Here is a 24,115-nt window from a genome sequence, read left to right on the forward strand (position 1 = left end):
TGACGCGTCATCCCACCGACCGCCTCCGGAGGAGCGAAGGTGAAGCATTGTCGCTCCTCCTTCGGCTGACGCGTCATCCCACCGACCGCCTCCGGCCAGGCAGCGGGCGAGCGCCCGCCCGGCCAGCACCCCGGCCGCGTGCCAGCGGTAGGCCGCGGGGTCGCGCGGCCCCTCCGGAAGCTGCGCCGGCGCGGCGCGGGCCGCGTCGGCGACCAGCGCGCCGAAGCGACGCGCGAGGGCGGCCCACGCCGCCTCGTCCCGCCCCTGGGACGCCCAGTCGATCTCGGCCGTCGCGAGGCTCTCGGCCTCGGTGGCACGCAGCGGCATCGAGGCGACGCCGCCGACGGCGCAGTTGACCCGGCCGCCGGCCCGGTCGACGACCAGCGCGCAGGACACCAGCGCCGGGTAGGCGGCCTGCCGGCCGCCGATCTTGAGGAAGACCTGCGGCCCCCGGGGGCGCGGGACGCGGATCGCGGTCACCAGCTCGCCGCGGCCGCGTCCCGGGGCCTGGGCGAGGAAGCCGTCGAGCGGTGTGGTGCGCGGGCCGCGGCGCGCCGAGCAGGTCAGCACGTCAGCGCCGGCGGCGGTCAGGAAGGTGAGCAGGTCGCCACGCGGGTTCGCCGAGCCGAGCGCGCCGCCGACCGTGCCGGCATTGCGGATCTGGGCCGAGCCGACGGCCCTGGCGGTCGCCGCGAGCCCGGGCGCGGGTGCCCAGTCCGCGAGCTCGGCGTAGGTCACCCCTGCGCCGATGGTGAGCGCCTCCGCGCAGGCACCCCGGGCGCGCAGCTCGAGGACGCGGCGCAGCGCCACGATCGCGCGCGGCCGGCGAGTGCCAGCGCGCAGCGCCGGGACCAGGTCAGTGCCGCCCGCGAGCAGCTCCGCGTCGCCGGCCTCGGCGAGGATCCGGACCGCCTCTCCGACCGTGCCCGGCCTGTGCAGCGCGGCCGTGGTGCCTGTCACCTGGCCAGCCTCCCGCCGTCACCCTCTGTAAGCATGCGCAGGAGCCACGCCACCGGCAGCCGGTGGCCTGGCGCGTCGCCGGCACTGGCCGCGGGTCTCTGACCAGCGCGAGCGGCGCGAACGACGCCTACGTGCACGAGCCGTTCGCCCGTCGACGATAGGACCCGCAGGTTACGGGCGTGTTCAGGCCAGCGCCTGCGCGTGGGCTGCCAGAGGCGACCGGGAGTGCTCACAGCGTGTTACATCACTGAACGTCGGTTAGCGGCCGGCGCGGCCCGGGACCGTGGATGATGTGCGGAAGGCCAGCCCATCTCCGGCCGGCCCCGACCAGCCGGGATGGGCCGCTCGGCCGTTGGCCGAACGCCGGTGACAGGACAGCGATGACGAGGGCAAGGAGGCAGGTGAGCGTGTCGCGCCGTCTGACGAACACGGATCCAGCGCTGCGTCACGGCTGGCACCCGGTGGCCCGCTCCACGGAGCTGGGCGACGAGCCGCTCGGGGTGTGCCTGCTCGGCGAGCCCTGGGTGCTCGCCCGGCTCGACGGCGCCGTCACCGCCTTCGAGGATCGCTGCCCGCACCGGCTCGCGCCGCTGTCCGCCGGGCGGGTCGACGGCGCGACGCTGGTCTGCCCGTACCACGGCTGGCGGTTCGCCGCCGGCGGCGACTGCGTCGCCGTGCCCGCGCTCGGCCCAGGGGTACCCGCCCCGCGCCGCGCCCACGCCACGGCCGCCTGGGGCGTGACCGAGCGGCACGGCCTGCTCTGGGTGGCCCCGGACGAGCCGTTCTCGGAGATCATGGACCTCCCGGAGGAGGCGGACGACGCCTTCGGCTCGGTGTGGCTGGAGCCGTCGCGCACCACCGCCGCCGCCGGCCTGCTCGCCGACAACTTCCTCGACACCGCGCATTTCCCGTTCGTGCACGCGGGCACGATCGGCGCGGGCGAGGACATGGTCGTGCCGCCGTATCGCGTCGACGCGGACGGGGACGGCTTCTGCGTCACCATGGAGCAGGAGGTCGCCAACCCCGAGGATCCCGGGGTGGCCGCCGGGATTCGGCCGCTCATCCAGCGGCGCGTGTCCACCTATGTGTTCCGCCCGCCGTTCATGCTGCGGCTGCGCCTCGAATACCCGGAGGCCGGGATCAGCAGCGCGATCCACTTCTGTCTGCAGCCCGAGGACGAGGGCGCGACCAGGGTCTACACCCGGCTGCTGCGCGACGACCTCGGCGGCGACGCGGCGCGTCTGGCCGAGGCCGCCCGCTTCGAGCAGGAGATCCTCGACGAGGACCTGGCGCTGCAGGAGAAGTTCACCCTGGACGGCCTGCCGCTGATCAGCGGCGACGGGGAGCTGGCCGAGGAGGTCAGCATCCGCGCCGACGCCGCCGGGGTGGCGCTGCGCCGCGTGCTGGCCGCCTTCGTCACCCGCGCGGGCCGTTACCCCCGCCGTCCCGGCGCGAGCGCCGCCGACACCGACGGCCGCCACACCAGGGCGCCTCGCCGCCCGCCCACCCGCGCCGCCCGTTAGTTCTCCTGGGGACGGGGCCGCCGGAGGTGCGAAGGAAGAACATTTTCGCACCTCCTTTGGCCCTCGAGGGGCGATCGCGGGCCCGGCTCGGCAGTAGCCGCTAGCCGAGGGCTCGGCAGTAGCCGCTAGCCGACAGCGCGGAAGCGGCGCGCAGACCACTGATCGTCCCTACGATATTGACGTGCGAAGCGCTGAGTGCGACACGCCCGGCCGCGGGCCTGGAAGAAGCATGCTGGTAACCGGCGCGGTCGATGTGACCGGACGGGTGGTGCCTGGCGCCACCTGGGACGATCTCGACCCGGTCGAGTTCGACCGGCTGCGCCGCCTCGTCGGCGCCTACCGGGAGAAGGCCGACGAGCGGCTCGCCCTGCTGGATGACCTCGCGCTCGCGCGCGAGCTCGGCGTCGTACGCACCGCGCCGGGCGATGCCGACGCCGACGATGCCGACTCCGATGCCGCGGCCCCGGGCGCCGAGCAGGTGGAGATCCTTCTCGCGGGCCTGCTGCTGTTCGGTCGCCCGGAGTCGCTGCGCCGCTTCGCGCCCACCCACGAGGCCGCGATCCAGGTCTTCGACCGGGTCGACGGGCTGGCGACGGGCACGAACGTGTTCCTGCGCTGGCCACTGTTCCGGCTCGTCGAGGAGTTCCTCGCCCGGTTCCGCGCGCTGAACCCCATGCGGGAGGTGCGTTTCGACCTGGTGCGGATGCGCGTGCCGGTGTACTCGGAGAGCGCGTTTCGCGAGGCGCTGGCCAACGCGCTCATCCATCGCGACTACACGGCCCCCGGCGCGGTGCACGTGCAGTGGTCGGCCGACCAGATCGTCGTCTCCAACCCGTCCGGCCTGCCTGCCGGGATCACCGTCGAGAGCCTGCTGACCGCCCCTCCAAGCCCGCGCAACCCGCTGCTGGCGGACGCGTTCCGCCGCGCCGGCATCGTCACGCGCACCGGCCGGGGCATCAGCCATATCTGGCGCGAGCAGCTGCGACATGGGCACGCCCCGCCCGACCACGGCCGCAGCGGCGAGCACGCGGTCGTCGTCGTGCTCCCCGGCGGGCGCCCCGACCTGGGCTTCGCCCGCTTCGTGCTCAGCCACGAGCTCGGCGGCCGGCCGCTGTCACTGCCGGAGCTACAGATCATCACCCGGATGCGCCGGCAGCCTCGGCTGCGGACCGAGGATGTCGCCCAGATGCTCGCCGTCTCCAAGACCGAGGCGCGCCGGTCGCTGTTCCGCATGGTGCGGGCTGGCCTGGTGGAGATCCAGGACGCGGCCACCCCGCGGCGCTCCTGGATGCTGTCCAGATATTCCGAGGGGGCGCTGCGCGACTCCGCCGAAGCCGTCGCCGCGGCGGACTCACCCGCTCGCGAGCCGGCGGCGGCCGCCGCCGCCAGCCCGTCCCCGGCCCCAGACCCAGCCTCGGCCGACGACAAGCCGCCGGCCGCCGAGGCAGCCAGCTGACGGTTCCTCCCCCACCCATCGGCTAAGCAGGGGCTCGGCGTCTGCTGGCACGTTCCGCCCGCCGCGACCAATAGCCAATGGGCGGGGACCCCGCGGAGGGTCGACGCAGAAGAAGCGTCAGGGCCGGACGTACAGGGCGACGCCGAGGTCCGCGAGGGTCTGCAGCGGGCTGCTCAGCCGGCAGCCGATCGCCGTGGCGGCGGCGTCGGCCGCGGCCAGCTGGCCGTCGACCGCCTCCCAGGGCGCGTCGCTGACGATGCCGGCCACCGGTAGTGGGCACGCGGCCTGCACCCAGCCGCGGTCGACGACGACGAAACCGCCGCCCATGCCTTCCATGGCCCGGGCGGCGGTGAGCATGTCGGCGTCGTTGGTGCCGACGAGCAGCAGGTCGCCAGGCGGCTCGGTGACGGTGACGCCGACGGCGCCGCTGGTGAGCCCGACGCCACGCACCAGGCCCACGCGCACCGGCTCGTGGGCGCCTGACCGGTCGACCAGGGCCACCTTCAGCAGGTCGTGCTCAGGGTCGGCGACGATCCGGCCGTCCCGCACCGCCGGCTCGACCCGCACGTGCCGCGGCGACGGCTCGCCGGCGGGCAGCACCGTCGCGGGCTGCAGCTCGGGGATCGCGGGGGCGATCCCCGGCGCCCCGGGCGCCCCGGGCACGACGGGCAGGCCCGGCGGCAGCCCGGGCAGACCGGCCGGTCGCTGGGAGATCACCGGCGCGGACAGCCGTGACACGATCTCCACGGCGAGTGGCAGCGGCACGGGATGGCCGGGCCAGCGCGCCGCCGCGAACGAGCCGACGTGCAGGTTCACCGGCAGGCGCACGGTGTCCACGGCCCAGCCGGGCACGAGGTCGGAGTTGTCGAACAGCGGCCGGCCCTGGCCGGCGGCGATCCGCCCGCCCGCGACGACGAGGTCGGGCGGCTCGATGCCGCCGATCTGGGAGACGATGAGCAGGTCGGCCAGGTGCGACGGTGAGATGGCGCCGAGCACGTGGTCGAGACCGTGCCGGCGGGCGGGCGCGAACGTGGCCCGGCGGATCGCCTCCGCCGGCGGCATGCCAGCCACCACCCCGCGCCGCACGGCGCAGGCCAGCTGGCCGTATCCGACCAGGTCGGCGAGTGTGCGGTGTGCGCCGGGGCGCTCCCCCGGCAGCAGGTCCGCGGTGGGAGGGCCGGCGGCGCCGGGACGGCGCGTCAGCACGCGCAGCGGCGTGCCGGTCGTGGTCGCGAGCCCCGCGCCGCGCGGCCCGCAGCGCGCGACGAGCCCGGACGGGTCGGTCAGCACGGTCACCGTCCCGCGCGACACCAGCAGCCGGGCCGCCTCGCCCGGCATCAGCAGCGTCCGCTCCGGCCGGACATGGGCGTCGACGAAGGCGGGGACCAGGTAGCGGTCCGAGGCGTCGAGCGAGCGCCGGCCGGCGAGCGCGCCCGGCCTGGTCACGGCGGCGATGAACCGTCCGACGATCGCGACGTCGCGGCGCAGCAGCTCGCCCGTCTGCACGACGACGACGGTCCCGCCGTGGACCAGCAGGTCGGCGTCCTCCTCGCCGACGGCGACGCGCCGCAGCCGCGCGAGCTCCCCGCCGCTCGGCCCCAGCCCGTTCCCGCCGACGACACCGGGCGTCTCCGCCACCGCGTGGCCGCCCGCCACCGCGCCTGGCTTCGGTGCGGGTCCTACCACGAGACCCGAGCCCGGCCATCCGGCCGCCAACCCCCGAGGAGTCGACACGCTCACCTCCGCAGGGGGTCGAGCGAGGCTCGACGTCGGGGGTCCGGCCACCGGCATGCCCAAACGGCGGCCGCCGCCATCATTGTCGCAGGCGAGTACGGCACAGTCACCGATTGCTGCCAAGCATTAAGTGCGCCGAAACACAACCGTCACACTGGGGCGCGCCGGGCCCACCAAACACGGCTGGAGCGAAGTGCGCCACTTCACATGCGCGCGGGCCCACCGCTAAACGAGTGGGGCGCATGCGGGTGGGACATCCAGTTCACGCGCGCCCGGGCCCGCCCCTTTCGGGTGGTCTGAGGAGCCCGGAAACCTGATGGTTACGTGCGCTGCGGCCCGGAACGGCCGGGAAGCGGGGTCATTTACCGCGGGACGGCGCCGGGCCGTAGCGGGCGAGGACGACGGTCTCGATGATGCCGACGACGCCGTAGATGGCGATGCTGACCGCGGTGATGACGATGACCGCCGCCCAGACGCCGCCATAGTTGAAGGTCTGCTGGGCGTGCTGCATGTAGTAGCCCAGCGCCTTGCCGGTGGCCAGCCACTCGGCCAGCAGCGCGCCGATGATGGCGCCCGGGACGGCGATACGCGCGGAGGCGAACAGCGACGGCAGCGCGCTCGGAATGGCCACCTTGCGCAGCACCGTGAACTCGGAGCCCCCGTAAGCGGTAACCAGGTCGGCGGCGGCGCGCGGCGTCGAGCGCAGGCCGAAGACGATGTTCACCAGGGACGGGAAGAAGACCACGATCCCCGCGATGACCGTCACGCCCGCGAGATGACGGCCGAAAACCAGGGTGATGATCGGCGTCATCGCGACCAGCGGCACCGAGCGCAGCACCATCGCGACCGGCATGAATGCCTGCTCGACGGGCCGGTACAACACGAACAGCACCGCCACGACGATGGCGGCGACCGTTCCGGCGATATAGCCGGCCAGGGCGTCGCCGAGTGTCGACATCAGGGCATCGAAGATCGCGTGCCGGTTGTCCGGTGCCTTGGGGACGGTGAAAAGATAGTGATAGACGTCCTTCGGCGACTTCGCGACCAGCGGGCTGAGGTCGAACACCTTGAGGAACGCGTACCAGAGAACAAGGATCACGACGACCGACGCGAGCACGGACCCGAAGGTCCGGCCGAGCCGGACGAGCGCGGTGACCAGGATCAGCGAGCCGGGAGCGCGTTCCTCCACCGGGGGCGCGACGGCCGTGGCCGGTGCGGGCTCGGATTTGGTCCCAGCGTCGGGCGGGGCGGCGGCCGTGGTCACGATGCACCTCCGACGTTGCCGCGCGGCGCCCACGGCGTGAGCAGCCGGGCGGCCAGCGAGGTAATGCCATACCCGATACCGGCGATGGCGGAAGCTATGAGCGCTAGAGCCCAGGTACGGGGGACGTTGAACCCCTGCTGGGAGGCGATCATCGTGATCCCGATCCCCTTGTCGGCACCCAGGTACTCGCCGATGATCGCGCCCAGCACGGCGGCCGGCGGCGCGATCTGCAGCCCGGTGAACGTGCTCGGCAGGGCCGCGCGCAGCCGGGCGTACCGCAGCTGGGCGAAGCGGCCGCCGCCGCTGGCCCGGATCACGTCGAGGGTCGTCTGGTCCGCGGAGCGCAGGCCGACGAGCGTGCCGACCAGCGTCGTGAAGAACACGGAGATCCCGGCGAGCGCCGTCTGCGGCGTCGTGCCGTCGAACACCGTGGTGAGGATCGGTCCGATGGCGATGATCGGCAGGCAGTACGACGCGACCCCGATCTGCAGGACGATCCGGTCGACGACCGGGATCCCGAAGCACAGGACGGCGAGACCGATCGCGAGGCCGTTGCCGATCAGGTAGCCCTTGAACGCGATCCAAACGGTGGAGCTGACCGGGCTCGGCCACAGGTTCCGGTCGGTCCAGAGGTCCTTGAGGACCTCCCAGGGTGTCGGCACGGCGCCGCCGTGCTCGAACACGGTCACCGCGAGCACCCACCACAGGGCGATCACGGCGACGGTGCCGACCAGGCCACCGAGCCACGGCGGCGCGCCACCGGAGCGGGCGCGGTCGGCGCCTCCTGGCTGGTCGGGGCCATCGCCCCCCGGACCGAGGACCGCGCCGGCCGACGTGTCCTGAAACGTGGTCATCTCCGCACCGCCGCCGTCACGCCGCCTGCACGCCCTCGTCGCCCTGCCCGGAGAACAGCAGGCTCGACAGCTGGTCGTGCAGCTCGTGGAACTGGGGGGTGCGCAGCATCTTCGGAGTACGCGGGCGCGGCAGGTCGATATCGACGATCGCGGCGATCCGCCCCGGTCGGGGACTCATCACCGCGACCTTGTCGGACAGGATGACCGCCTCGGGAATGGAGTGGGTGACCAGCAGGGTGGTCGTCGCCCGCTCCGTCCAGATCCTCAGCAGCTCGAAGTTGAGCCGCTGGCGGGTCATATCGTCCAGGGCGCCGAACGGCTCGTCGAGCAGGAGGACCTTCGGCTCGACGACCAGAGCGCGGGCGATCGCGACCCGCTGGCGCATGCCACCGGACAACTGCGCCGGTCGCGCCTTCTCGAAGCCGGTGAGACCGACCAGCGCGATCAGGTCGGCGATCACCTTCTTGTCCGTCCTGGCGCCGCTGACCTCCAGCGGCAGCCGGATGTTCGCCTCGACCGACCGCCACGGCAGCAGGGCCGCGTCCTGGAAGGCGATCCCGAGATGGTGGTTGCGGCGGGCCGTGGACGGCGGCTCGCCGTGGACCAGCACCTCGCCCTGGGTCGGTGCCTCCAGGTCGGCGAGGATCCGCAGGACGGTCGACTTCCCACAGCCGGAGGGCCCGATCAGGGTGAGGAACGAGCCCTCCGTCGTCGACAGGTTCACGTTGTCCAGCGCGACGACCGACCGGCGGCCGAGGCGGAACTCCTTGCGCAGGGCCACCACGCTCACCCCGGACCCCGGGGCCGGTTCGGCGGCGGCCGGCGCGACGCCGGCCGTCTCCTTGCCAAGCGTGACTCCCGCTTCGTCGACGGCGGGCTCCGGCGTGGGCGTGGCGGAAGCGCTCATGTCACTCCTGTTTCTCTGGTTCGCACCGTGTTGCTGGTTCGCTCCGTSCGGGCGGCGCGCTCCGGCCCCGTACTCGCTTCGCTCCCACGGGACCTCCGCGCGCCGTCCTCCTCCGCTCACGGGCGCTACGGCGACCTCCGCGGCGGCCCCCCTACATCGCTTCGCTCGTAGGAGGGCCTCCGCGGAGGCGCGCCTCCGCGCCCAGCTCGGTTGCTCGCCGCTGCAACGTCGCCAACCCGAAACCGCGGTGTTCGTGGAGCCACTTCGCTCCGCTCGTGGCCGGGCCTCCGCGGAGGCACGCCTGGGCGCCGCACGGTTGCGTTGTAGATCCGACCGGTGCCGTCTACAGGGGCAGCTGGATCAGGGCTGGGTTCTCCTTGTAGATCTCGTCGATGATGCTGGTGTCGAAAAGCTGCTCGGCGGTGATGTCCACCTTCGCCAGCTTCAGCGTCGCGATGTTCTCTTCGATGAGCGTCGGCGTGATCGTGAACAGGCCGTTCTTCTTGGTGTCGTCGGTGAGCAGCAGCTCGTTCTGCGCGGTCGACTCCAGCGTCTGCTCGGCCGCGTCGAGGCCCTGGTCCTTGCCGTAGATCTCGGCGGCGTACTTCGCGGCTATGGACGGGTCGTGGATCGAGTCCGCCCAGCCCTTGATCTCGGCCGTCAGGAAGGCCTTGATCTTGTCCTTGTCGTTCTTCAGGGTGTCCTCGGTGACCATGTAGGTCTCGGACACCAGCGGGTACTTGAAGTCCGCGAGCAGGAACGTGAAGGTGTCGACGCCCTTCACCTTGAGCAGGTTCGGCTCGTTGGTGACGAAGGAGAACCAGGCGTCGACCTGCCCCGTGGTGAGCGGCGTCGGGTCGAACTCGACCGGCACCTTTTCGATCTTCGACGCGTCGAGGCCGTTGGCGGTGAGGAACGCGGTCCAGACGGACTCGTTCGTCGCCTGCACACCGATCTTCTTGCCGATCATGTCCTGCGGCGTCTTGATCGGCTTGTCCGCCAGGGACATGATCGCGAACGGGTTCTTCTGGTACTGGGCGCCGATGATCCTCAGCGGCGCGCCCTGGAGGATCGCGTTGCCTGTGATGTCCGGCGCGGAGATGCCGACGAACGCCTTGCCGGTCGCCACGTCGGCGTCCTGCGGGGTGGCGCTCGGGCCACCGGCGATCAGGTTGATCTCGGAGAAGCCAGCCGCCTTGTAGTAGCCCTTCTGGTCGGCGATGTACGCGCCGGCGAACTCGACGTTCTTGATCCAGGAGAGCCGGTAGTCCAGCTTGCCGAACGACGCCGCGCCACCGCTGGTGGTCGCCGCCGTCGTCCCCGAGTCGTCGTCGCCGCAGGCGGCAAGCAGGCCGCTCCCGCCCACCGCGATCGCCGCGGCACCCACCGTGACGCCCGCGCCACGCCGCAGGAAGCCCCGCCTATCGAATCCAGTTGTCACCGAACCCCCATCGCATCGCCCCAGGGTTGAGATCCCCACCGCCGGCACGTCCGGCCCACCCGGGCGGTTCCCCGGACGTTAGAAAGCGGTCGTATCGCGTCCATCGCCCCTTTGTGAACAGCAGGTAACTCCGCCCCTTTTGTGACGGACCTGGCTGGACCCCGGAGCCCCCGACCGGCCCATACGAGCTCGCCGGCAGGTACCGACCGCGAGCGGACATCCCGATCCGCGACGGAGAGTGACAGATCTCGATCATCCAAAGGGCGGTCGTGGGTCACCGGGGCGTCCGGGCGCGACGCGCCGGCGATCGGTGTTACGCCGCCGTCATCTGCCGGCCCTAGGTTTGGCGCCGTGCTGCTGAGCCCGCATGAACAGGAACGGCTGCTGATCCATGTCGCGGCGAACCTCGCCAGGGAGCGGCGGGCCCGCGGCCTGCGGCTCAACTACCCGGAGGCCGTCGCGATCCTGACCTCCTTCCTGCTCGAGGGCGCGCGCGACGGCCGCACCGTCGCCGAGCTCATGGCCACCGGCCGCACGGTGCTGACCAGGGAGGACGTCCTGGACGGCATCCCGGAGATGCTGGCCGAGGTGCAGGTCGAGGCGACCTTCCCCGACGGCACCAAGCTCGTCACGGTTCACCACCCGATCCCGTGACTGTGCTCATGGTTCGCTCCGTCCGGGCGCGGCGCTCCGGCCCCTCACTCGCTTCGCTCCCGAGGGACCTCCGCGCCGCGTCCTCCTCCGCGCCCAGCGCGGTCGCCTGCCGCTGTGACGTCACCAGCCCAAAGGCACAGCATTCACAGGGGCACCACGCTTCGCTCGTGGGCCGGGCCTCCACGAGGCACGCCTCCGCGCCCACACGGTCACCCGCCGCTGAACGTCACCAACCCGAGCGGTTGGTTCATGCCGCCACTTCGCTTCTCTCATGGGCGACCATCGCAGAGGCGACCAGAACGCGCGAAGCAGCCACAAGAGGTGACAGCGCCTTCAGCGCAGCGCCAACGCAACCCCGTCCCAGGCCGACACCACCTCGACCACGGCCATACACAGGTACCCGACACCACGCAGGGAGGACGCTCAGCGTCCGACAGGCAGGGCGGCGCGTCCAGCGCCAGCACGCCACACAGGGAGCGCGGATGCCGATCATTCCCGGCGAGGTCCTGCACGACGACGACCCGATCGAGATCAACCCGGGCCGCCCGACCATCACGCTGCTGGTGCGCAACGCGGGCGACCGGCCGGTCCAGGTCGGCTCGCACTACCACTTCGCCGCCGCGAACCCGGCGCTCAGGTTCGACCGGACGGCCGCCTGGGGACATCGGCTCGCCGTGCCCGCGGGCACGGCGGTCCGCTTCGAGCCCGGGATCGAGCGTGAGGTCACCCTGGTGCCGCTGGCCGGCGCGCGCGACGTGCCCGGCCTGCGCCTCGAGTGGGCCGGCAGGCTCGACGAACGCGACGCGGCCCCGACCGCGCCGGCCTGACCGGCGGGCCCCTCCCGGCCCTCTCGTCGACGCCGGGCCGTCTCGTCCCACGTAGCGCATAGAAGCGAAGCAGAGAAGCAGAAGAGAAGCAGAGAGGTCAGGCATGGCCAGGCTGGACCGGTCGCGGTACGCCGCGCTGTACGGACCGACGGTCGGCGACCGGGTCCGGCTCGCCGACACCGACCTGTTCATCGAGGTCACCGAGGACCTCAGCCGGGGGCCCGGCGGCGCCGGCACCGGCGACGAGGCGGTCTTCGGCGGCGGCAAGGTCATCCGCGAGTCGATGGGCCAGGCCCGGGCCACCCGCGCCGAGGGAGCGCCGGACCTGGTCATCACCGGCGTGATCGTGCTTGACCACTGGGGCGTGGTGAAGGCCGATGTCGGCGTCCGCGACGGCCGGATCGTCGCTCTCGGCAAGGCCGGCAACCCGGACACGATGGACGGGGTGCACCCGGACCTGGTGATCGGCCCCGGCACCGAGGTCATCTCCGGCAACGGCAAGATCATGACTGCCGGCGCGATCGACTGCCATGTGCACCTGATCTGCCCGCAGCAGGTCCCCGAGGCGCTCGGCGCCGGCATCACGACGCTGATCGGCGGCGGCACCGGCCCGGCCGAGGGCACCAAGGCGACGACGGTGACCCCCGGCGGCTGGAACCTGGCCAGGATGCTGTCCGCGCTGGACGACTGGCCGGTCAACGTCGTCCTGCTCGGCAAGGGCAACACCACGAACGAGGAGTCGCTCTGGGAGCAGCTGCGGGCCGGCGCGGCCGCGTTCAAGCTGCACGAGGACTGGGGCACCACGCCGGCCGTGATCGACGCCTCCCTGCGCGTCGCCGACGCGGCCGGGGTGCAGGTCGCGCTGCACTCGGACACGCTCAACGAGGCCGGCTACGTCGAGAGCACGCTGGCCGCGATCGCCGGCCGGGCGATCCACGCGTACCACACCGAGGGCGCGGGCGGCGGGCACGCGCCGGACATCATCACCGTCGTCACGGCTGGCAACGTGCTGCCCTCGTCGACGAACCCGACCCGTCCGCACACCGTCAACACGCTCGACGAGCACCTCGACATGCTGATGGTCTGCCACCACCTGAACCCGTCGATCCCCGAGGACCTGGCCTTCGCCGAGAGCCGCATCCGGCCGTCGACGATCGCCGCCGAGGACTTCCTGCACGACCTGGGCGCGATCTCGATGATCGGCTCGGACTCGCAGGCGATGGGCCGGATCGGCGAGGTCGTGCTGCGCACCTGGCAGACCGCGCACGTGATGAAGAAGCGCCGCGGTGCCCTGCCTGGCGACGGCCGGGCCGACAACCTCCGGGCCCGGCGCTACGTCGCCAAGTACACGATCTGCCCGGCCGTCGCGCACGGCCTGGACGGCGAGATCGGCTCGGTGGAGGCCGGCAAGCTCGCCGACCTGGTCCTCTACGAGCCGGCGTTCTTCGGCGTCCGCCCGTCGGTCGTCATCAAGGGCGGCCTCATCGCCTGGGCCGCGATGGGCGACGCGAACGCCTCGATCCCGACCCCGCAGCCGGTGCTCCCCCGCCCGATGTTCGGCGCCGCCCGCGGCCCCGCCGCCGCCGGGTCGCTCACCTTCGTCGCGCCCGCCGCGATCGAGGACGGCCTGGCCGAGAAGCTCCAGCTCGCGACCCCGATGGTCCCGGTTCTAGACGTCCGCTCCCGCGGCAAGGCCGACATGCCCGGCAACACCGCCACCCCGGACATCCGCGTCGACCCCGACACCTTCACCGTCACGATCGACGGCGAGGCCATCGAGCCCGACCCGGTCCGCGAGCTGCCGATGGCCCAGCGCTACTTCTTGTTCTGATCGAGATCCTCGGAGAGCGTCGACCGGGCCCCTCGCCGGGGACCTGGCTAGGCCGAGGCCCTGGCTAGTAGGTGCAGCTGGGGGTGGTGGGCACCGCCGGGGGTGCCGTCGTGGGGGCGGGTGCCGCGCCGGAAGCGGCGGTGCCCGAGGTACCGCCAGCGCCCGTCAGCGCGGGGGTCACGACCTTGGTGAACTCCGAGCCGAGGATGAGGTGGACCCCGGTGATGGTCTGGTCGGCGCGCAGGATTGAGCCGGGAACGGCTGCCTGCACCGTGCGCGCGGCGTCCTCCTTGCCCGCGCCGTAGAGCACCCGGGACGCCGTGTAGGTAAGGGGCTCGGCGGTGAGGGTGCCAGAGACGCGGAAGCCCATTTCTGTCAGGTCCTTGGTGACCTGAGCCGCGAGCCCCGACCGATGGGAGCCGTTGTAGACCACGACGGTCACCTGCGACGGCGGGACGGTGACCGGGCCGGGCGCGGGCTCGGTGGTCGGGGACGCCGTGTCCTCGACGCCGTCGACGTGTCCGCCGAGCGGGGTGACGAGCCGGGCAAGGTCGACCGGGTTGTAGATCTGCACGGAGGTCGCGACGCCGTGCAGCATGATGTTGCCGCTGTTTCCGATCCCGCCCTCGGCCTCGGTAGGTGCGTGCGTCGGCAGGGTCTCCATGTGGATCGAGCCGGCGGCCACACCGCGCATCTGGGTGGCCAGGTCCCGCAGGTCGTTGATGCTGGTCTTGTCGTCGAGGGTGAGCGCCGACGTGGCCGTGGAGAGCAGGCCCTGCAGCTTGACCGGGTTGGTCAGCACGTCGCCGGTGGTCGCCTTGTGGAAGACCGCTCCGATGAACTGCTGCTGGCGCTTGATGCGGTCGATGTCCCCGTTCGGCAGGCCGTGGCGCTGCCGGACGAACGCCAGGCCCTGGTCGCCGTTCACGTGGACGGTCCCGGGCCCGCCGTTCCAGCCGCTCATCGGGTCCTTCGTGTTGGTGCTGACCCTCGCTCTGCCCGTGTCGTCCTTGAAGTGGTCCCGGAAGCTCGAGGGCAGGACGCAGACGTCGACGCCGCCGATCGCGTTCGTGATTGCCTTGAAGCCCTCGAGGTCCATCGAGACGTAGTGGTCGACCCGCATGCCGGTCAGGCTCTCGACCATGTTCACCAGCAGCGACGGCCCGCCGTCGGAGATCGCCGAGTTGAACTTGTCCTTGTGCGCCGGGTGGCTCTTGCCAGCGGAGTCGGTGTACTCGGGCACCGTCACGTACGTGTCGCGGGGGAAGGACACCATCGTCGTGGTGCCGTCCTCGGCGAGATGGACGAGGATCGTCGTGTCCGACCGCTGGCCGGGGACGTTGCCGAACTCCCCGTCCGATCCCGCCCGGCTGTCCGTGCCGACCACCAGGTAGTTCGTCACGCCGCGCTTCTCGTCGGGCCGGTTGTCGCCCAGGTCGAGCCGGATCCGGTTGATGTTCCCGTTGGCGTAGGTGTACGTCGCCCAGCCGCCGACGCTCACCAGCAGTACCACCGTCGACAGCGCCCCGAGCAGCGCGCGCAGCGCCCGGCGCCCGCCCGACGCGTGCCTCGTCCCCTGCTCGCCTCCACCGTCCGAACGTGGGTCCAGATGGGGAGGGAGCGATGCCCCTGCCAACGCTGCCCGCCTCTCTCGCAGCCGCCGCTCTCGCGGTTCCTGCTCGGCAGGCCGATGATAAATCGCCCTATATCCGTCCGGCGACCCACCCCAGGCCCAACGGCAGGCGGTCACGTCGCCCGCCCGCGATCTCTAGAACGCGGCCAGGCGACAGCTATGAGGTTATGACCAATCTGTCGGCAAGCTCCGGCGAGGTGGGGGTGCGGGCGCGGCGGGGCTACGGGGCTATCGGGCTGCGTTCTTGAGGAACTGGGGGCGGTAGTTGGCCTCGTCGCCGCCGAAGTAGCCGCCGCGGACGTGCCGGCGGACGCCGTCGTCGTCCGTGGCGCGCGACGCGGAGTGCCACAGATAGCCGTCGTGCAGGATCACGTCGCCGCGTTCGGCGTAGACGGCGACCTCGCCGGGGACCTTGTCGAAGCCCAGCGGCATCGCGAAAGGGGCCGGGACGTCGGTGTAACCGCCGGCCGGGCGGGCGTCCTCGGGCACCGCGACGTTGTTGACGTTGCGGTACGGCGCCGGGGTCGCCCAGTTGTGGCTGCCGGGGACGACGCGCAGGAAGCCGTTCGCCGGGCTGGTCGCGTCCAGGTGAAAGGTGAATGCGAGCCCCGGCCAGACGTCGACGCTGGGCATCGCCTGCCAGTCGGAGTGCCAGCCGATCCGGGTGTAACCGGACTCGCGGCCGGGGCGGGAGTCCTGGTAGACGATGCCGGCCTTGTCCGACGAGTTGAGCCAGGCGCCGTCGCCGATCAGCCGGCGGATCACCGCGAGCAGCGGCGGCAGGGCCACCGCCTCCAGTACGGCCGGCGAGAGTTCCTGGATGTGCTCGACGTAGTTGACGAACCTCTCGATCTTCTCGGCGTCGTCCAGGTACTTCGTCGACCCGTGCCTTTCCGGCAGCCTGCCGGCTAGCACGTCGTCCTGGACGGCCGCGCATTCCGTCTCCATCCGGGCGGTCAGCTCGTCGCCGGCCAGGCCGCGCAACAGCACGAAACCGAAGGCCCGGTAGAACTCCTCGATCTCGGTGAGCCCCGGCAGCTCGGCGGCGGAGCCGGGCGTCCGCGCCGCCCAGCCGGCCTCGGCCCAGTCGATCTCGTCCGTGTCGATCTCAGCTGTGTCGATCTCAAACAGGCCGAACGTCGCCGGTGTCGCCAGCACGGTGGCCGTCTGCATGCGGCTGCCCTCCCGCGTCTCGGTACCCGCCGGTGGCGCGGCGCAGCCGCGTTCCGCGAACGGATGGACAACCTCCGACGCTAGGTCGCTCCTGTTACCGCCGCGTTGCCCGCGGCTGTGACCAGCGGCGACGTAAGTCGGATCACCAGGGTGGCCTGGAGACGTCGCCGCCGCGGGGGCGTGTCGCTACTTCTTCTTTTTCTTCCCCGACGACGAGCCGTCGGAGGAGCTGCCGCTGGACTTGGGCACGCACACCCACCGCTTCTCCTTGTCCGACCACTCCGCCTTGTTGGACGCGGAGCAGGAGAAGTTGGCCGGCTTGGGCGGATGCTTGTGCCCGCAGGCGGTGAGCGAGCCGACCGCGAGAGCGGCGGCGGCGGCCACGGCGGCCACGGCGCGGGACCGCCGCCGCGGCCCTTGGCCGGGCCGGGTGGTTGGCTGAGCGAACAGCCGCGCGGTATCCGCCGCGTCCACGGCGGTGCTCACGCCGGCCGGCGACGCCTCGCCGCGGGCGGGCGGGTTCGCGAGGCTGGATGACTCCGTGGGCACGGGACTGCCTCCTTGAGGGACTACGGCTCCTTGGGACCATGACCAGGCCGGCGGCGACGCTAGTGCATCGGAGGGTCCGTGATCACAGGTATGTCAGGCGAGCGACGGCCCGGAGCCCGCGCCGCGCTGCTGGTGCTGGCGGACGGCCGGCTGCCAGCCGGCGGCCACGCGCACTCCGGCGGTGTCGAGGCGGCCGTGGTGGACGGTGGCGTGACCGGCCTGGACGACCTGGCCGCTTTCCTGCTCGGCCGCCTCGGCACCGCCGGCCTGGTGGCCGCGTCCTTCGCCGCCGCGGCCTGCCAGACCTGCCTGGTCGCCGTCACCGACCTGGCACGAGTCCCGGGGCCCCCGGACACCCCGGCGGCCGGGCAGGACCGCGCGGTCCTGCTCGCTGCGCTGGACGCCGAGCTCGACGCCCGCACACCGTCGCCGGCGCAGCGGGACGCGAGCCGGGCGCAGGGGCGGACGCTGCTGCGCGCGGGCCGGGCCGCCTGGGACCTGTCGAGGATCTTCCGGGCCGACGGCCAGGGTTCGGACGACCAGGGTTCGGACGACCAGGGCCTGGCGGGAGGCGCCGGGCTGCCCACCGCCCCCCACCACCCGATCGCGCTGGGCGTGGTCGCCGCCGCGGCCGGGCTCGAGCCTGCGGACGCGGCGCTCGCCGCCGTCTACGGCGCGGTCGGCGCCCCCGCCTCGGCCGCCACCCGGCTGCTCGGCCTCGACCCGCTCGCCGTCACCGGCCTGCAGGCCAGGCTCGCCGGCGCCATGGAGGCCACCGCCGGCGACGCCTCGGCGGCGGCCGAGGCCGCGATGGCCGCGGGCAGGCTCGACCTGCTTCCCGCCCCGTCCGCCGTCCGCCTCGACCTGCTCGCCGAGCGCCACCGCGCGGCGCCGGTCCGGATGTTCATGTCGTGACCCCGGCCGCGTCGGCGCCGGGCGGCGTCGCGGCTTCCAGGCGATAGCCCATGCCACGGACCGTGGTGATGTGGGCGGCGCCCAGCTTGCGGCGCAAGTAACCGACGTAGACATCGACGATGTTGCTGCCGGGGTCGTAGTCGTAGCCCCAGACAGCGGAGAGCAGCTGCTCGCGGGCGAGCACCTGGCCGGGGTGGCGCAGAAACGTCTCGGCCAGGACGAACTCACGCGCGGTCAGGTCGACGACCCGGTCGCCGACGTGCGCCCTGCGGGTACGCAGATCGAGGGCGAGGTCGCCGCTGAGCAGCACGGTCGGCTCGGCGGTGGCCCGCTCGGGCCGCAGCCGCAGCCGGACGCGGGCCAGCAGTTCCTCGAACCGGAACGGCTTGCTCATGTAGTCGTCGGCCCCGCCTTCGAGCGCGGCGACCGTGTCGCGCACGCCGTCGCGGGCCGTGAGCACCACCACTGGGAGCCTCGAGCCGGCGGCGCGCAGCCGGCGCAGCACCGTGAAGCCGTCCAGGTCCGGTAGGCCGATGTCGAGGACCAACAGGTCGACCTCACCGGACAGGGCCACCTCCAGCGCCGACTGGCCGTCGCTCACGCATGTCGGGACGAAACCGTTGGAACGCAGGCCCTTCGCGACGAACGAGGCGATCCGGTGCTCGTCCTCGGCTATGAGCACTCGATTCGTCATGCCCACATCCCATCCCAGCGCTCGCCCGCCCCGTCGCCCGTACGCGCAACCCAGTGCACCGGGCTGTCCCGCGCCATGGGCCTCACGGTCGCCAGGCCCAGCCCGTCCCAGTCCCTGTCCGCCGCCGGGTTCAGGGGCACCGGGGTTGGTCCAGCCGGTTCGACGCCACCCGGTTCGACGCCACCCGGTTCGACGCCACCCGGTTCGACGCCACCCGGTTCGGGTCCGCGTGGCGCGGGACGACGCGGCTCGTGGTCACGAGGGCCGTGGTCGAGCAGGCTCAGCTCCAGGGCGAAGGTCGCGCCCTCACCAGGCTCGCCACTCACCCGGACCGCGCCGCCATGCGCCGTCGCGATCGCCCGCACGATCGCGAGACCGAGCCCCGCACCTCCGCCGGCCGCGGCCGGCGGCCGCGTGGGGGCGCCGCGGGCGAAGCGCTCGAAGATGCGCGCCCGGTCGGCCGGAGCCACGCCGGGACCGGAGTCGGTCACCCAGAAACGCGCGACGTGGTCGTCGACGGCCGAGCCGATCCCGATCGCGCCGCCGGTCCGGGTGTGCTGGGTCGCGTTCTGCGCGAGCTGCAGCAGCGCCTGCGTCAGCCGCTGCCGGTCGGCGAACAGCCGGCCGTCGCCGACCCCCTGCAGCCGCCACGCGCGCGGCGCCAGTGCCCGCGCCTTCACGAACAGGTCCGTGGTGAACACGGCGAGATCCACCGGTTCGCGGCGCAGGAAGTCCGGCTGCTCCGCCTTCGCGAGCACCAGCAGGTCGTCGACCATCCTGCTCATCCGGTCGAGCTCGTCCAGGACGAGGGCGACGGTCTCGGCCCGCTCGTCCGGGTCGTCGCCGAGCAGCTCCAGATGCCCGCGGATGATGGTGATCGGGGTGCGCAGCTCGTGGCCGGCGTCGTCGACGAAGGCGCGCTGGGTCGCGAACGCCTGCTCGAGGCGGTCCAGCATGCCGTTGAACGTCCGCGCCAGCTCCGTGATCTCGTCCCGACCGGCACGGTCGCCACCGCGCCGCCCGCCGCCGACGCCCGGACCGCCGCCACCCGACCCACCGCCGCCGGAGCCGCCGCCGGAGCCCGGACCGCCGCCGCTGGAGTCGCCCGCGTCGCGGCCCGCGCCGACCGCGACGCGGCGCGGCCGGCGGACGACCCACGCCCCGCCGACCGGGATACGGCGCGACAGGTCCGTCTCCGTGATCGCCTGAGCGGTCCGGCGGACCATCCGCACCGGGGCAAGCACCCGCCCCGCGACCATCCATCCGGCGGCGCCGGCGACCGCCAGCGCGCCGAACCCGACGACACCGAGCACCCGGACCACCTCGTCCACCTCGGCCCGTTCCCGGTCGACGAACACGGCCGACACGAAGACGCCTCGCTCGGGATGGCCCTGGACGCTCACCGGGACCGCGACGTAGCGCACCGCGCCGGTCGGCGTCGCGACCCGCCCGTAGTGCGGCTGGCCGGCCGACGTGGCGGACACGAACGCGTCGATCGCCGCCCGGTCGGCGTCGAGCCGGTACGGCGGCGTCTCGGCGCTCCGGTAGGCGGGGGCACCGTTCACGAGCGCGAGCATCGTCTGGTTGCGGTCCGGGATCGCCCGTTCCAGGTAGGCCTCCAGCAGCGCGCGCACGTCGGCGACCTGCGACCGCCCGGTGGCCGGGTCGACGCTCTTGTCGACGAACCGGCGCAGCTCGCTGACCTCCTTGGCCAGGCCCTGGTCCACCCGCTCGTCGACCCGCGCCAGCAGCACCTGGCGGGCGGCCAGCACCGACCCGGCCAGCGCCAGCGCCACGAGAAGCAGCTGCCAGCCGAGGATCCGCAGCCGCGCGGACCCGGTCACGGCACGGATCCTCACCAGACCGCTCGCCAGCCTGCGGGCCCTCGGCCGCCCGGGCTCCATGCACTGGAGCGTCCCGGCGCCGCCGAAGCCAGGGATGAGGACACGATGAGAAGGCTCTCATCCGCGGCCGTCCCCGCGGCCCTCCCGAGCGCCGGGAGACCTGCGCCTACGGCGTGGCCCCCTCGGTCGGCGCCGGCGCCGGCGCCGCGGACCGCGCGACGCGGGTGGGCAGCGCGGGCGCCGTCGTCCGAGGATCGCCCAGGTTGCCAGGGGCGGCCGTGACCGGCACCGGACTGATGGCGACCGGCATCGCGCCGCTCGGCCTGCTTGCGCGCCCATCCAGGCGGCCCGGGGGTTCCGGGCCGGGCAGGACGCGCGTTGCCGGCGGCGCTGACGCGGTTGCGGGCGGCGTGCTCGTGGGTGCCGCTCCCCTGGCCAGGATCGGCCCGCCCAGGGCGGGCGGGCTGGGCTCCGCCGACGCCGAGACCACAGCGGCCGCCAGTCCACCGACGACCGCGACCAGTCCGACCGTCGCGAGACCGAGGCGCCACCTCCCCGGCCGGGCCACCGTCTCCGGTCGCGCCGCCCGCTCCGCCGTCTCCGGCGCGGCCGCGACGCCGGCCGCCGCCTTCGGCGTACCTGGACGATCCGCCATGCAGCTCATCGTAGGCGAGCCCACCGAGGCCACCCGGGCGGTGCCCGCGCCGCCCCGGTGGCGGATGAGAGCCCTCTCACCGTCGCCTCATGGCCGGTCCACGGGCCACCGCCAGCCTGGGACCCGGCCGGGCAGTCGATCTCGGCCGCGGCCGCCAGCCACCCCACCACCACCGGTGGGCGTGGACGGCACGCACAGGATCGAGGAAACCTGATGAACGCTCCCAGCCCCGTCCGGGCCGCCCGGCGGCACCTCACCACCTCCGCGCTCGCGGTGGCGCTGGCCGGCGGCGTCGCCGTCGGTGTGGCGCTGCCGGCGACCGCCGCCAGTGCCGCGACCCCGGCACCGGTTCCGGCGGCCGGCTCGGCCACCCCCGGCGAGCTCCCGGCGCCGGCGCCAGCCACCACGGCGCCCCGCTCCCTCCCCGGCACCGCGGCCCCGACGCGGGTCACCAGGGCCCCGGGCGACGGACAGCTCCCGCGCGGCGGCGTGGACACGGGCCTCGGCGGCAGCCAGCGGTCCGGCGGGGGCGGCACCGAGGCGGTTCTTCCGCTCACGGCCGGTGGCGTCGGCCTCGGCGCGCTCGCCGGCTTCGGCGTGTGGCGGCGCCGCCGCGCGGGCGCGCGCGGATGACCACGAGCCCGGCGGCCGGATCATCCGCCGGCCGCCGGCGCCGGTCACCGCCGAGGCCAGCGCCGTCGCGGTGCCCCGGCGGTCGCGCCGCGACGGCGCTGGCCGTCTTGCTCACCCTGGTGGTGGTTCTGCTCGCCGGCTGCCGCGCGGGGCCCGACGGGGACACGGCGGCCGGGCACGGCGATGCCACGATCGGGCAGGGCTCGCCGCCGGCGGCGAGCCAGGCAGCCGGAAAGGCGGCGGACCCGGTGCGGCTGCGGGTGCCGGATATCGCCGTGACGGCGCCGGTCGTGCCACTCGACCTCGACGCGGCGGAACGGCTGATCGCCCCGGCCGGGTTCACCGAGGTCGGCTGGAACCACGCCGGCCCGGAGCCCGGTGACGACGGCGTGGCCGTGATCGCCGGCCACGTCGACTCGAAGACCGGACCGGCGGTCTTCTACCGGCTGGGCAAACTGCACGCCGGTGCCACCGTCCTCGTCGACCGGGCGGACGGCACGACCGCGACGTTCATCGTCGACAGGCTGGCCGAATATGCAAAGGCCGAATTCCCGGACGAGGAGGTCTACCACTCAGGCAATGGCGCACAGCTCCGCCTGATCACCTGTGGCGGCACGTTCAACCACGACATCGGCCACTACGTCGACAACGTCGTCGTCTTCGCCCACCTCGCGTGAGCCAGGTCGGTCCGTCATTCTCCGCGGGCCCCGTCGAGCGGACCAAGGCCGAGACGGGCCCGGCCGGGCCGTCAGGGGCCGAGGTGGCGGCGCAGGGTGACCGCGTCGGCCGCCAGGGCGGTGACGAGCACGCCGGGACCGGCCAGCGGCAGAACCGCGGAACCGCCCGGGAGGCCGGCGGCGCCCGGAACGACCGGCGGGGTAACAGAGGCGGGCACTCCGAGCCCGGCCGGGCCGAGGCCCCCGGTTCGCCCGCCGCCGTCGCCGTCCCGGCCGCCTTCCGGCCGTCCTCCCAGGCTGGTGGCTCGCGGCGGGGTGACGGCCGCGGGCGCGGCGACCAGGAGGGAGCCGACGGCGCGGGCCGCGCCGATCAGGGCCGCGCCGGTCAGGCCGGGGACGTCCGGGCCGAGCGGCAGCTGCTGGCGCAGCAGGGCTCGGTCCCCCGCCGGGGTGCGGATGTCGACGCGCAGGTCCGTCTCGAGGTGGCCGGACGGCTCGCCGAACCGGCCGAGCAGGACTTCCTCGCGCCAGCGCAGCCAGCCCCCGGCCGCCACCACGGCCCGTCCGACCATCCGGTGCCGGCAGCCGCGCACCGCGACCGTGGGCTCCGGCAGCAGGTCGAGCGCCCCGCCCGCCGCGACGTCCGCGTGGATCTCCATCACGGACGGGCCCGGGCCGTGGCCCGGCATCGCCAGCGTGGCGGCCACCGACCGCAGCACCAGCCGCACGCCAGCGCCGACGCTGACATCGAGCCGCAGGTGGTCACCCGCGAGCGGGCCGGCGGCGGCCCCGACCAGGTGCACGGTCACCGTCGGCAACGCCGGCGGCGTCAGCTCCAGAACGTCCCTGACCCCGCGCTCCACCGGCGCAGCCGACTCCTGGCCTGGCGGGCGCCGCGGCGTGGCGGTGTCGGTGTGCCGCAGCACGAGCGGGACGGCCGAGCGTGCCTCGACGACCCGCGCGGAGCCGTCCGGACCGGCCTCGACCCGCAGCACGGCGTGAGCGCGTACCTCGTGCGCTCGCACCACGCCGCGGTCGAGGCCGGCGCTCACCGAGTGCCGGGCAGGTCGACGCCGACGGCCGCGAGCGGGGCCATGTTGGCCTCGTTCGCGCCGGCGCTGGCGGTGCGCGCCTCGACCAGCTGGGCCAGGACCCAGCGGGCGACGGCCGTCGCCTCGCGGTCCTCGACGAGACTGGTGAACAGCACCGGGCGGCCGTGGCGCACCGCTTCGGCGTCGCGCGCCATCACGGCGAGGTCCGCGCCGACCAGCGGGGCGAGGTCCGTCTTGTTGATGACGAGCAGGTCGCTGCTGGTCACGCCGGGGCCTCCCTTGCGCGGCACCTTGTCGCCGCCGGCGACGTCGACGACGAAGATCTGCCTGTCGACGAGGCCGTAGCTGAAGGTCGCCGTCAGGTTGTCCCCGCCCGACTCGACCATGATCAGGTCGAGCGGGCCGAACGCCGCGTCGAGGTCCTCCACCGCGTCGAGGTTGACCGTGATGTCGTCGCGGATCGCCGTGTGGGGGCAGCAGCCGGTCTCGACGGCGCGGATCCTCGCCGGGTCGAGCACGCCGGCGCGACGCAGGAAGTCGGCGTCCTCGGTCGTGTAGATGTCGTTGGTCACGACGGCGAGGTCGACCTTGCCGGCCAGCGCCCGGCACAGCGCGGCGACCAGCGCGGTCTTGCCGCTGCCGACCGGCCCGCCGATGCCGACCCGCAGCGCCCGCCCGGCCGGCACGGCACGCGGAGCCGCGGGCGTCATCGGGGCCGTGGTCTGCCAGCCAACCGTCGTCGCGGGCCCGCCGCCGATCGCGCCTCCGAGCGGCGACTGGCCGTGCTCGTGCTGGCCGTGATCGTGGTCGAGGTGCACGCCGCCTCCCGGGATGAGAAC

General features: G+C 73.6%; 22 protein-coding genes. 8 read left to right on the top strand and 14 right to left on the bottom strand.

What is annotated here, in order from left to right; translation table 11 throughout:
- The coding region (locus BCD48_RS00440; protein WP_071046213.1) for an FAD binding domain-containing protein at positions 1 to 960 on the bottom strand (960 nt) is incomplete at its 3' end.
- A gap of 407 nt (positions 961 to 1,367) precedes the next feature.
- Here BCD48_RS00440 and BCD48_RS00445 point away from each other — a divergent pair.
- Positions 1,368 to 2,483, top strand: a complete 1,116-nt coding sequence (locus BCD48_RS00445; protein ID WP_083417982.1) for a Rieske 2Fe-2S domain-containing protein — start codon at positions 1,368 to 1,370, stop codon at positions 2,481 to 2,483.
- A gap of 229 nt (positions 2,484 to 2,712) precedes the next feature.
- Entirely contained in the window at positions 2,713 to 3,939 is a 1,227-nt protein-coding gene (locus BCD48_RS00450) for an ATP-binding protein (RefSeq protein WP_083417975.1), read from the top strand.
- A gap of 117 nt (positions 3,940 to 4,056) precedes the next feature.
- Here BCD48_RS00450 and BCD48_RS00455 read toward each other — a convergent pair whose 3' ends face one another.
- From BCD48_RS00455 to BCD48_RS00475, 5 genes are all read right to left on the bottom strand, one after another.
- Positions 4,057 to 5,673, bottom strand: coding sequence for an adenine deaminase C-terminal domain-containing protein (locus BCD48_RS00455; RefSeq protein WP_241841410.1), 1,617 nt, complete (start codon positions 5,671 to 5,673; stop codon positions 4,057 to 4,059).
- Positions 5,674 to 6,031: 358 nt separating this feature from the next.
- Positions 6,032 to 6,937 carry an ABC transporter permease gene (locus BCD48_RS00460; protein WP_083417976.1) on the bottom strand — a complete coding sequence of 302 codons (906 nt, stop codon included), beginning with the start codon at positions 6,935 to 6,937 and terminating at the stop codon, positions 6,032 to 6,034.
- Complete coding sequence (locus BCD48_RS00465; protein ID WP_071046217.1) at positions 6,934 to 7,791, bottom strand: ABC transporter permease; 858 nt, start codon at positions 7,789 to 7,791, stop codon at positions 6,934 to 6,936. Before BCD48_RS00465 ends, BCD48_RS00460 begins: the two co-directional genes overlap by 4 nt.
- Before the next feature lie 16 nt (positions 7,792 to 7,807).
- Positions 7,808 to 8,698, bottom strand: a complete 891-nt coding sequence (locus BCD48_RS00470; RefSeq protein ID WP_071046218.1) for an ABC transporter ATP-binding protein — start codon at positions 8,696 to 8,698, stop codon at positions 7,808 to 7,810.
- A 343-nt stretch (positions 8,699 to 9,041) separates the two neighbouring features.
- Positions 9,042 to 10,139, bottom strand: a complete 1,098-nt coding sequence (locus tag BCD48_RS00475) for an ABC transporter substrate-binding protein (protein ID WP_071046219.1) — start codon at positions 10,137 to 10,139, stop codon at positions 9,042 to 9,044.
- 351 nt (positions 10,140 to 10,490) lie between these two features.
- Between BCD48_RS00475 and BCD48_RS00480 the strand changes: the two genes are divergently transcribed.
- The 3 genes from BCD48_RS00480 to BCD48_RS00490 all read left to right on the top strand — a co-directional run bounded on the left by BCD48_RS00480 (position 10,491) and on the right by BCD48_RS00490 (position 13,451).
- Positions 10,491 to 10,793, top strand: a complete 303-nt coding sequence (locus BCD48_RS00480) for an urease subunit gamma (protein ID WP_071046220.1) — start codon at positions 10,491 to 10,493, stop codon at positions 10,791 to 10,793.
- Between the two features lie 482 nt (positions 10,794 to 11,275).
- Positions 11,276 to 11,620 carry an urease subunit beta gene (locus BCD48_RS00485; protein WP_083417977.1) on the top strand — a complete coding sequence of 115 codons (345 nt, stop codon included), beginning with the start codon at positions 11,276 to 11,278 and terminating at the stop codon, positions 11,618 to 11,620.
- A gap of 103 nt (positions 11,621 to 11,723) precedes the next feature.
- Entirely contained in the window at positions 11,724 to 13,451 is a 1,728-nt protein-coding gene (locus BCD48_RS00490) for an urease subunit alpha (RefSeq protein WP_071046221.1), read from the top strand.
- Positions 13,452 to 13,515: 64 nt separating this feature from the next.
- Here the strand turns inward: BCD48_RS00490 and BCD48_RS00495 are convergent, their stop codons facing one another.
- The 3 genes from BCD48_RS00495 to BCD48_RS00505 form a co-directional block, all read right to left on the bottom strand.
- The gene (locus BCD48_RS00495) at positions 13,516 to 15,087 is read right to left on the bottom strand and encodes an LCP family protein (RefSeq protein WP_071046222.1); all 1,572 of its coding nucleotides are present in this window, start codon (positions 15,085 to 15,087) and stop codon (positions 13,516 to 13,518) included.
- A gap of 225 nt (positions 15,088 to 15,312) precedes the next feature.
- Entirely contained in the window at positions 15,313 to 16,257 is a 945-nt protein-coding gene (locus BCD48_RS00500; RefSeq protein ID WP_083417978.1) for a phytanoyl-CoA dioxygenase family protein, read from the bottom strand.
- 186 nt (positions 16,258 to 16,443) lie between these two features.
- Entirely contained in the window at positions 16,444 to 16,806 is a 363-nt protein-coding gene (locus BCD48_RS00505; protein WP_071046223.1) for a hypothetical protein, read from the bottom strand.
- Between the two features lie 90 nt (positions 16,807 to 16,896).
- Between BCD48_RS00505 and BCD48_RS00510 the strand changes: the two genes are divergently transcribed.
- Positions 16,897 to 17,721 (top strand): urease accessory protein UreF, encoded by an 825-nt coding sequence (locus BCD48_RS00510; protein ID WP_071046224.1) that lies wholly within the window; start codon positions 16,897 to 16,899, stop codon positions 17,719 to 17,721.
- On the opposite strand, the gene BCD48_RS00515 is transcribed toward BCD48_RS00510, so the two are convergent.
- The 3 genes from BCD48_RS00515 to BCD48_RS00525 form a co-directional block, all read right to left on the bottom strand.
- Positions 17,711 to 18,415, bottom strand: a complete 705-nt coding sequence (locus tag BCD48_RS00515) for a response regulator transcription factor (protein WP_071046225.1) — start codon at positions 18,413 to 18,415, stop codon at positions 17,711 to 17,713. The genes BCD48_RS00510 and BCD48_RS00515 overlap by 11 nt on opposite strands.
- Positions 18,412 to 20,259 (bottom strand): sensor histidine kinase, encoded by a 1,848-nt coding sequence (locus tag BCD48_RS00520; protein ID WP_241841412.1) that lies wholly within the window; start codon positions 20,257 to 20,259, stop codon positions 18,412 to 18,414. The genes BCD48_RS00515 and BCD48_RS00520 overlap by 4 nt, the downstream gene beginning before the upstream one ends.
- A 166-nt stretch (positions 20,260 to 20,425) precedes the next feature.
- Entirely contained in the window at positions 20,426 to 20,914 is a 489-nt protein-coding gene (locus tag BCD48_RS00525) for a hypothetical protein (RefSeq protein WP_071046226.1), read from the bottom strand.
- Positions 20,915 to 21,127: 213 nt separating this feature from the next.
- Here BCD48_RS00525 and BCD48_RS00530 point away from each other — a divergent pair, with 213 nt between their 5' ends.
- A complete protein-coding gene (locus tag BCD48_RS00530; RefSeq protein ID WP_071046227.1) occupies positions 21,128 to 21,547 on the top strand; it encodes a hypothetical protein in 420 nt (139 codons plus the stop codon).
- A 107-nt stretch (positions 21,548 to 21,654) separates the two neighbouring features.
- Positions 21,655 to 22,224, top strand: a complete 570-nt coding sequence (locus tag BCD48_RS00535; protein WP_241841413.1) for a class F sortase — start codon at positions 21,655 to 21,657, stop codon at positions 22,222 to 22,224.
- A gap of 71 nt (positions 22,225 to 22,295) precedes the next feature.
- On the opposite strand, the gene BCD48_RS00540 is transcribed toward BCD48_RS00535, so the two are convergent.
- Positions 22,296 to 23,276, bottom strand: a complete 981-nt coding sequence (locus BCD48_RS00540; protein ID WP_071046228.1) for an urease accessory protein UreD — start codon at positions 23,274 to 23,276, stop codon at positions 22,296 to 22,298.
- Positions 23,273 to 24,094: an urease accessory protein UreG gene (gene ureG, locus BCD48_RS00545; RefSeq protein WP_071046229.1), complete on the bottom strand. Its 822-nt coding sequence runs from the start codon at positions 24,092 to 24,094 to the stop codon at positions 23,273 to 23,275. Before ureG ends, BCD48_RS00540 begins: the two co-directional genes overlap by 4 nt.
- Between the last annotated feature and the right edge of the window lie 21 nt (positions 24,095 to 24,115).

The sequence above is a fragment of the Pseudofrankia coriaricola genome, assembly GCF_001854805.1.
GTDB lineage: Bacteria > Actinomycetota > Actinomycetes > Frankiales > Frankiaceae > Pseudofrankia.